The organism is Cupriavidus sp. 01L45 (assembly GCF_056399885.1).
The window spans coordinates 173,851-180,642 of record NZ_JBFTSG010000005.1; the positions used below are offsets into that span (position 1 = coordinate 173,851).

Below are 6,792 nucleotides of genomic sequence, written 5' to 3' on the forward strand. Positions count from 1 at the left end.
ATGAGGAATCCGATGTCCGATCCCAATTCCACGCACTACGACCTGCTGATCGCTGGCGGCACGGTGATCGACGGCAGCAAGGCACCCCGCTTCAGCGCCGATATCGGCGTGCGCGGCGGCCGCATCGCGGCGATCGGCAACCTGACCGGGCACACGGCCGACCGGACGCTGGACGCGGCGGGCCAGATCGTCGCGCCCGGCTTCATCGATGCGCACACGCACGATGACCAGGCCGTGCTGTCGCAGGCCACCATGCCCTTCAAGATCTCGCAGGGCGTAACGACCGTGATTGCCGGCAATTGCGGCATCAGTGCCGCCCCGTTGCGCGCCGACATGGACCTGCCCATGCCGCTGAGCCTGATCGACTCGCCGGCCGAGGGCCGCTTCACCACCTTCGCGGCTTATCTCGACGCGTTGCGCGCCACGCCAAGCTCCGTCAACGTGGCGGCGATGGTCGGGCATTCGACCCTGCGCGCGGTCACCATGCCAGCGCTCGACCGGCCCGCCAATGCCGAGGAAATTGCTGCCATGCGGGCACTGGTCGAGGAAGCCATGCAGGCCGGCGCGATCGGCCTGTCGACCGGCACCTTCTACCCGCCCGCCGCCAAGGCGACGACCGAGGAGATCATCGAGGTCTGCCGGCCGCTCAGCGCGCGCAAGGCGCTATACGTGACGCATATGCGCGACGAGTCCGACCATGTCATGCAGTCGCTGGAAGAAACCTTCCGCATCGGCCGCGAGCTCGACGTGCCGGTGGTGGTGTCGCACCACAAGGTGCAGAACACGGCAAATTTCGGCAAGAGCCAGGTCACGCTGCCATTCATCCGTGAAACCATGAAGCACCAGTGCGTCTCGCTCGACTGCTACCCGTACACGGCCGGCTCCACCATGATCCGCACCGACCGCGGCATGCTCGAAGGCCGGGTGCTGATCTCCGCCAGCCAGCCGCACCCCGAATGCGCGGGCCGCGATCTCGACGACATTGCCAGGGAATGGGGCGTGCCCAAGGACGAGGCCGCGCGCCGCCTGCAGCCCGGCAGCGCGGTCTACTTCCTGATGGACGAGAACGATGTCCAGCGCATCCTCGCGTTCGACGAAACCATGATCGGCTCCGACGGCATTCCTGTCGGCGAAAGCCCGCATCCGCGCCTGTGGGGCACCTTCCCGCGCGTACTCGGCCACTACTGCCGCGAGATCGGGCTGTTCCCGCTAGAGACGGCGGTGTGGAAGATGACCGGGCTGACGGCGCGCAACTTCGGCCTGCATCAACGCGGCACGCTGGAGGTGGGCCACCATGCCGATATCGTCGTCTTCGATGCCGCGAACGTGCGCGATGCCGCCAGCTACGAAACCCCTGCCCGACCGGCCGAAGGCATCGACACCGTGATCGTCAACGGTGCCATTACGTGGCGGCACGGCGCGCACAGCGGGGCGCGCAACGGGCAGGTGATCACACGGCAAGCCACGCCATAACGCGGGAAACGTGCCGCTTGCTTACGGACCGCCGCCACCGCCTTGATCTCGGCCACGAGTTCCGGGCGTTGCGGCTTAGCGACGCACATGCCGGCTGGCGCATACGGGACCTGAGGCGCATGAGGCGCATGCGAACCCGCTATGCCCACCGGTGCCGGCGCCGCACCCCGCCATCACCCTCGGGCCCACTTGTCAACCCGCCCAAATATCCGGCCAGCGCCCTCGGGCATTCGGCCCAAGGACCGGCAGCACGGCTACAATGGCGCGCCACACGCTTGCCGTTCACACCATGTCCACAACGTACACGCTTGTCGGAATTGCGCGCGCCAAGGCTCACCGCCGTGAAGTCCTGGTTGCCAAGCTGGCCGCGCTGCGCCTGCGCGGCGCCATGGAACCCGGTTGCCTGCGCTACCACGTGGGAGAAGACGCCGAGGATGCCGAGGTGTTTGTGCTTTATATGGAGTGGAATTCCAGGCACGCGCTGGAATCGCATCTCAACAGCGAATATGTGCGTGATTTTCACGACACCCGGCAGGAATTTCTTGAGGGTGACATCAATTTCCGGTGGCTGAACGCTGCCTGACGGCCGCCCAAGGGCCGCCATCCCGAAGTGGCCCAAAACCCGCTTTTCCGGCCGAAGCCGAACCCGTCGGCCATCCGGTTTTTCCGGCACGGCTTGTTATTCCCCCAACGCCGATCTATCACTTTGAGTGACGCTCCAGCGCATCCGGAGCGCATCACCCGGAGTACATCATGGACGTCAGGGATGGTTTCGTCGGCACCATCGGCCACACGCCGCTGATCCGGCTGGCAGGACTGAGCGCGGAGACTGGCTGCGAAATCCTGGGCAAGGCGGAATTCCTCAATCCGGGCGGTTCGGTCAAGGACCGCGCGGCGCTCTTCATCATCCGCGATGCGGAACGGCGCGGCGTGCTCAAGCCCGGCGGCACGGTGGTGGAAGGCACCGCCGGCAATACCGGCATCGGCCTGGCCCATATCTGCTCCGCGCGCGGCTATCGATGCATCGTGGTGATCCCAGACACCCAGTCCCCGGAAAAAATGGACCGCCTGCGGCTGCTCGGCGCCGAGGTGCGCCCGGTGCCCGCGGCGCCCTATGCCGACCCCAACAACTACCAGAAGGTGGCCGGGCGCCTGGCCCAGGAGACGGAAAACGCCATCTGGGCGAACCAGTTCGACAACCTGGCCAACCGCCAGGCGCATTACGAAACCACCGGCCCGGAAATCTGGCATGACACCGCCGGCAAGGTCGATGCCTTTGTCTGTTCCACCGGCACGGGCGGCACGCTGGCCGGCGTCGCGCGTTTCCTGAAGGAGAAGGAGCGCAACCCGCCCGTGCGCATCGTGCTGGCCGATCCGCACGGCAGCGGGCTGTATCACTTCGTCAAGCACCGCGAGGTCAAGGCCGAGGGCAACTCCATCACCGAGGGCATCGGCTCCAGCCGGGTCACCGCCAACCTGGCGGACACGCCGATCGACGATGCGGTCCGGATCGACGACCGGTCCTGCGTCGACACGGTTTACCGGCTGCTGCGCGAGGAAGGCTTATGGCTGGGCGGTTCGTCCGGCATCAACGTGGCGGCGGCGGCGTGGCTGGCCCGCGAGATGGGGCCCGGCCACACCATCGTTACGCTGCTGTGCGACCGCGGCGACCTGTATGCCGGGCGCCTGTTCAATGCGGACTGGCTGGCGGCCAAGGGGCTGACGCCGCAGCCCCTCGTGGCACGGCACTGAGCCCTGGCATGGCTACGGCGCCTCTTTCAGGCGCCGCCACAGGGTAGTGGCGCTGATGCCCAACTGATGACAGGCGGCAGCGCGGTTGCCCCCGCATTCCGCCAGCACGCGCCGTATATGCTCTGCCTGGCTCGCGCGGGCCACGCCCGCGAGCGAGCCGGCCCCGGCCGCATCGTCCGCCGCCCCGGCCGCCGCGCGCCGCAAGCCGCCGGCCAGCGGCGCAGGATCGCCCTGCGGCTCCGTGCCAAACAACTCCGGCGCGGCCGCCTGCAATTCATCGAGCAAATCCCGGGGCGCCAGCTCGCGCCCCGCCACCAGCACGGCAATGCGCTCGGTCACGTTTTCCAGCTCGCGGATATTGCCCGGCCAGGCATAGCCCGCCAGCCTTGCCCGCACCGCTTGCGGCAGCGGCTGCGGCGCCGGCTGCCCCAGGCGTTCCTGGGCACGGCGGTACAGCAGTTCCGCCAGTTCGGGCAGGTCGCCGGCGCGCTCGCGCAGCGGCGGCATCTCGATGCGCAGGATATTGAGGCGGTAGTAGAGATCCTGGCGGAAGCTGCCCTGCCGGACCAGTTCGCCCAGGTTGCGGTGCGTGGCGGCGATCACCCGCACATTGACCGGCACCGCGTCCAGGCCGCCGATCGGCAGCACCTGCTTTTCCTGCAGCACGCGCAGCAAGCGGGTCTGCAGCGCGGGCGGCATATCGCCCACTTCATCCAGGAACAGCGTGCCGTTGTGGGCGGATTCGAACAGGCCCGCCTTGCCGCCGCGGCGCGCGCCGGTAAAGGCGCCTTCTTCGTAACCGAACAGTTCGCTTTCCAGCAGGGTTTCGGGGAACGCGGCGCAATTGACCGCGACGAAGGGAAACGCCCGGCGCGGGCTGGCGTCGTGCATGCCCTGCGCCAGCACTTCCTTGCCGGTGCCGCTTTCGCCGCCCACCAGCACGGTGGAATCCACCGCCGCATAGCGACGCGCCAGTTCGCGCAGGTGATGCATGGCGGGGGAAGCGCCGGCGAGATCATCAAGGCTGTAGCGCACCCCGGCCGGCCGGGCGCGGCTGCGCGAGCGCAGGTTGCGGTCGACCCGGTGGATGGCATTGGCGTCCTGCAAGGTCAGCACCGCGCCGGCGGTGCCGTTCTCGGTCACGATGGGGATGCGGTTGACCACCACCATCTTGTCGCCGAGCTTGTGGATGGCTTCCAGCTCCTTGCTGCCGCTTTGCATCACGCCGTCGAGCGACAGCGCCGGAGCCAGCGTTTGCAGCTTGCGGCCCAGGGCGGCGGCCGGCGCCGTGCCGAGAAAGCGCTCCATGGCCGGGTTGTAGGTCTGGATGCGCCCTTCCGCGTCGACCGCGGCCACGCCTTCGTTGAGGTGAGCCAGGATGGTGTTCACGTAGTCGCGCCGGCCCGACTCGATGCGGCGCAGGCGGGCCGCTTCAATCACATCCTCCAGCGCGCCCCGCACCGAATTGCCGGAGTACAGGAACACGCCGATCAGGCCGATCTTGTCCGCCAGGTCGGTCACCATGCCGGGCCCCACCACCACCTTCACGCCCTCCTGCTTGAGGGCCTTCACGCGGGCGGCGGCATCGTCCTCGGTCAGGTACGTGTAGGCCGGGATCGACAGCGAGAAAGTCCGCACGAATTCGTCCACCTCCGGATAGGTAGCCGCGTGCGTCACCAGCGCCACCTTCGGCGAGATGCGCCGCGCCGTCGCCAGCGCGCTCATCACATCGAAGCCAGTCACCTTGACCAGCACCACGGGCACATCGACATGCTGGCGCAGGTAGGCGCCGTTGGAGCCACCCGCCACCACGGCATCGAGCCGGCCCTCGCGCGCTTCGCGTGCGACGGCGCTGGCGGCGGCCGCGTAGCCCTTGCCGACGATGCGGAATTCCGCCTGGGCGGCATAGCCGGGGATCAGGTCGGCAAAGGCGCGCGACAGGCGGCTGATGCCGATGGCCCAGATGCGGGGGCGCGCGGCATTGCCGGTGCCGGCGGCGTTGATCGGAGCGGGAAGGCCAATCGTCATGGGAGCGGAAAAAACAGTGCTCTTGCCAGTAGCAAGCTAATCTTGAGATTGTGCGCGCAGGCAACGTGCATTTCAATATTGAAATGCAATCCTTTCAAATCTGAAATTTCACGCACGTACCGGTTTCATCGCAATGACTCGCGGCAAATGGCTGCGGATCGCCGCCAGGCCAAGCCTGACAACGGCTGATGCCTTGCACGGCGGTCGCAGCGATTCCCCGGGGCAAGTAGCCGGGCACGCCTGGCACACCCCTTGCGCTAATAGCCCGTCCACTCCCAAAGCGAACATCATGACCTTCTCCACTTCCGACCTCGCCCGCTCCGCCGGCGCCCGCTTCCGCCAGGCCCTGGCCGATGAGCACCCCCTGCAGGTCGTCGGCACCATCAATGCCAACCATGCGCTGCTGGCCAAGCGCGCAGGCTACCGCGCCATCTACCTGTCGGGCGGCGGCGTGGCCGCGGGTTCGCTGGGCCTGCCTGACCTGGGCATCTCCAACCTGGACGACGTGCTGACCGACGTCCGCCGCATCACCGACGTGTGCGACCTGCCGCTGCTGGTGGACGTGGACACCGGTTTCGGCGCATCGGCCTTCAACGTGGCCCGCACCACCAAGTCGTTGATCAAGTTCGGCGCGGGCGCGATGCATATCGAAGACCAGGTCGGCGCCAAGCGCTGCGGCCACCGTCCGGGCAAGGAAATCGTCTCGCAAGGCGAGATGGTGGACCGCATCAAGGCCGCGGTCGATGCCCGCACCGATGAGAACTTTGTCATCATGGCGCGCACCGACGCGCTGGCCGTGGAAGGCCTGGACAAGGCCATCGAGCGGGCCGTGGCCTGCGTGGAAGCCGGCGCCGACGCCATCTTCCCCGAAGCCATGACCGACCTGGCCATGTACCGCAAGTTCGTCGACGCCGTGAAGGTGCCGGTGCTGGCCAACATCACCGAATTTGGCGCTACGCCGCTGTTCACCACCGGGGAACTGGGTGGTGCCGGTGTGTCGATGGTCCTCTACCCGCTGTCGGCCTTCCGCGCCATGAACAAGGCGGCCGAAAACGTGTACGCTGCAATCCGCCGCGACGGCACGCAGCAAAATGTGGTCGATACCATGCAGACGCGCGCCGAGCTGTACGAGAGCATTGGCTATCACGACTTCGAACAAAAACTGGATGCCCTGTTTGCCCAGGGCAAGGCCAAGTAAGCACAACTGCACAGCAGTACGATCGTAAGCAACATCAGTCAGCACAGCATTCCCCAAGGAGACTCCCCCATGTCCGAAGCGCAACCGCTCGCCGCCCCGAAGCCGAAGAAATCCGTCGCCCTGTCGGGCGTGACCGCCGGCAATACCGCGCTGTGTTCGGTCGGCCGTACCGGCAACGACCTGCACTACCGCGGCTACGACATCATCGACATCGCCGAGACCTGCGAGTTCGAAGAGATCGCCCACCTGCTGGTGCACGGCAAGCTCCCCACCCGCGCCGAACTCACCGCCTACAAGGCCAAGCTCAAGGCCCTGCGCGGCCTGCCCGCCAACGTCAAGGC

General features: G+C 67.1%; 6 protein-coding genes. 5 read left to right on the forward strand and 1 reads right to left on the reverse strand.

Going from position 1 to position 6,792, the window contains the following annotated elements:
* Window positions 1-12 precede the first annotated feature (12 nt).
* The 3 genes from AC1DT6_RS05445 (at window position 13) to AC1DT6_RS05455 (ending at window position 3,225) form a co-directional block, all read left to right on the forward strand.
* Window positions 13-1,473 (forward strand): N-acyl-D-amino-acid deacylase family protein, encoded by a 1,461-nt coding sequence (locus AC1DT6_RS05445; protein WP_441628692.1) that lies wholly within the window; start codon window positions 13-15, stop codon window positions 1,471-1,473.
* A 259-nt stretch (window positions 1,474-1,732) separates the two neighbouring features.
* Entirely contained in the window at window positions 1,733-2,056 is a 324-nt protein-coding gene (locus AC1DT6_RS05450) for a putative quinol monooxygenase (RefSeq protein ID WP_235185115.1), read from the forward strand.
* A 170-nt stretch (window positions 2,057-2,226) separates the two neighbouring features.
* Window positions 2,227-3,225, forward strand: coding sequence for a cysteine synthase A (locus tag AC1DT6_RS05455; protein WP_441628694.1), 999 nt, complete (start codon window positions 2,227-2,229; stop codon window positions 3,223-3,225).
* A 12-nt stretch (window positions 3,226-3,237) separates the two neighbouring features.
* Here the strand turns inward: AC1DT6_RS05455 and prpR are convergent, their stop codons facing one another.
* Window positions 3,238-5,253 carry a propionate catabolism operon regulatory protein PrpR gene (gene prpR / locus AC1DT6_RS05460; RefSeq protein ID WP_477101677.1) on the reverse strand — a complete coding sequence of 672 codons (2,016 nt, stop codon included), beginning with the start codon at window positions 5,251-5,253 and terminating at the stop codon, window positions 3,238-3,240.
* A gap of 289 nt (window positions 5,254-5,542) precedes the next feature.
* Here prpR and prpB point away from each other — a divergent pair, with 289 nt between their 5' ends.
* Both prpB and AC1DT6_RS05470 read left to right on the forward strand, forming a co-directional pair.
* Complete coding sequence (gene prpB / locus AC1DT6_RS05465; RefSeq protein WP_035867779.1) at window positions 5,543-6,451, forward strand: methylisocitrate lyase; 909 nt, start codon at window positions 5,543-5,545, stop codon at window positions 6,449-6,451.
* 69 nt (window positions 6,452-6,520) lie between these two features.
* Window positions 6,521-6,792 (forward strand): citrate/2-methylcitrate synthase (locus AC1DT6_RS05470; protein WP_441637642.1); only part of this gene is annotated, 272 nt, incomplete at its 3' end.

Excerpts from the sequence above, each read along its gene's own strand:
- AC1DT6_RS05445 (WP_441628692.1), top strand. The coding sequence starts at position 13 with ATGTCCGATCCCAATTCCACGCACTACGACCTGCTGATCGCTGGCGGC.
- AC1DT6_RS05450 (WP_235185115.1), top strand. The coding sequence starts at position 1,733 with ATGGCGCGCCACACGCTTGCCGTTCACACCATGTCCACAACGTACACG.
- AC1DT6_RS05455 (WP_441628694.1), top strand. The coding sequence starts at position 2,227 with ATGGACGTCAGGGATGGTTTCGTCGGCACCATCGGCCACACGCCGCTG.
- prpR (WP_477101677.1), bottom strand. The coding sequence starts at position 5,253 with ATGACGATTGGCCTTCCCGCTCCGATCAACGCCGCCGGCACCGGCAAT.
- prpB (WP_035867779.1), top strand. The coding sequence starts at position 5,543 with ATGACCTTCTCCACTTCCGACCTCGCCCGCTCCGCCGGCGCCCGCTTC.